Origin of the sequence: Corallococcus sp. 4LFB, assembly GCF_046520365.1 — a bacterium.
GTDB classification, from domain to species: domain Bacteria; phylum Myxococcota; class Myxococcia; order Myxococcales; family Myxococcaceae; genus Corallococcus; species Corallococcus caeni.
Genome location: NZ_JBKGHJ010000915.1, coordinates 1 through 1,769, shown reverse-complemented (window position 1 = coordinate 1,769; position 1,769 = coordinate 1). Strand labels below are relative to the sequence as shown.

General features: G+C 68.9%; 1 protein-coding gene. It reads left to right on the top strand.

The features are described from left to right. The coding region (locus ACLEQD_RS42740) for a condensation domain-containing protein (RefSeq protein ID WP_410391700.1) at positions 1-1,769 on the top strand (1,769 nt) is incomplete at both ends.

Below are 1,769 nucleotides of genomic sequence, written 5' to 3'. Positions count from 1 at the left end.
TCTTCCTGGAGGCCCTGCCCCTCACCCCCAACGGCAAGGTCGACCGCAAGGCCCTCCCCGTTCCCGAAGCCACCTCCTCCACCGCCTACGTCGCCCCGGGCACACCTACCGAGGAGAAGCTCGCGGTCCTCTGGGCCGAGGTGCTGCGCCATCCCCGCGTGGGCGCCACTGACCACTTCTTCGAACTGGGCGGTCACTCGCTGTTGGCCACGCAGCTCGTGGCCCGCGTGCGCGCGGCTTTCGACGTGGAGCTGCCCCTGCGCTCCGTCTTCGAAGCCCCGACCCTGACAGGCCTCGCGCGCCACATTGATGACGCCAGGGCCCGCGCGTCCGGGCTTCTGGCTCCGCCCCTCGTCGCGGTTCCTCGCACGGGAGAGCTGCCGCTGTCCTTCGCGCAGCAGCGCCTGTGGTTCCTGGATCAGCTCCAGCCCGGAACGGCCACGTACAACATGCCGTACGCGCTGCGCCTGGAGGGTCCGGCCGACGTCTCCGCCCTGGAGCGCGCCTTCCACGCGCTCATCCACCGGCACGAGTCCCTGCGCACCACCTTCCACGCGCACGCGGGCGAGCCCGTCCAGCGCATCCACTCCTCCGTGGACTTCGTCCTGGAACGGATGGACCTGGAGCACCTCGCCGAGGACGCGCGTCAGGCGGAAGCGCAGCGGCTCGCTGCCGCGGAGGCGCTGCGCCCCTTCGACCTCACCCGGGGCCCGCTGCTGCGTGCCTCGCTCCTGAGGCTCGCCGAGCACCAGCACGTGCTGCTCGTGACGCTGCACCACATCGTCTCGGACGGGTGGTCTCGCGGCGTGCTCGTGCGCGAGGTGGCCGCGCTCTATGCGGCGTTCGTCCAGAACAGACCTTCACCGCTTCCTGAACTGCCGTTGCAGTATGCCGACTTCGCCGTCTGGCAGCGCTCGTGGCTGCAAGGCGATGCGCTCGGAGCTCAGCTGGACTACTGGAAGCAGCAGCTCTCCGGTGCTCCCGCCCTGCTGGAGCTGCCCACCGACAAGCCGCGTCCCGCAGTGCAGTCCCAGCGCGGCGCATCCCTGCCGGTGCACCTGCCTCTGTTGTTGTCAGAGGCGCTGTCCGACTTCTGCCAGCTAGAGGGCGTCACGCCCTTCATGGCCCTGCTGGCCCTATTCCAGGTGCTGCTGTCGCGCTACTCCGGCCAGCAGGACATCTCCGTCGGCTCTCCCATCGCCGGCCGCACTCGCGCGGAGACCGAAGGCCTCATCGGCTTCTTCGTCAACACGCTCGTGTTGCGCTCGGACGTGCGGCCCACGCTTTCGTTCCGCCAACTCCTGGCCCAGGTGCGCGACACCACCCTGGCCGCCTACGAGCACCAGCACCTGCCCTTCGAGAAGCTCGTCGAGGAGCTGCAACCGCAGCGCAGCCTGAGCCACTCGCCTCTCTTCCAGGTCATGCTCGTGCTGCAGAACATGCCTGCCACGGAGCTGAGTCTCGCGGGCCTGACCTTCCGGTCCCTGGAACAGGACTTCGAGTCCACCAAGTTTGATCTGCGGCTCTCGCTGACGCAGACGACCCAGGGGCTCACTGGAGCCCTTGGCTACCGCACGGACCTGTTCGAGTCGTCCACCGTCTCCCGCATGGTGGAGCACCTGCGCATCCTGCTGAAGGCCGCGCTCGCCTCACCCGACTCGCGTGTCAGCGAACTGCCGCTGCTGACGGACACGGAGCGGAAGCTGCTGCTTCAGGACTTCGTCTCCACCGAGGCGCCGCTTCCCCCGCCTCGCAGCGTGCACTCCCTC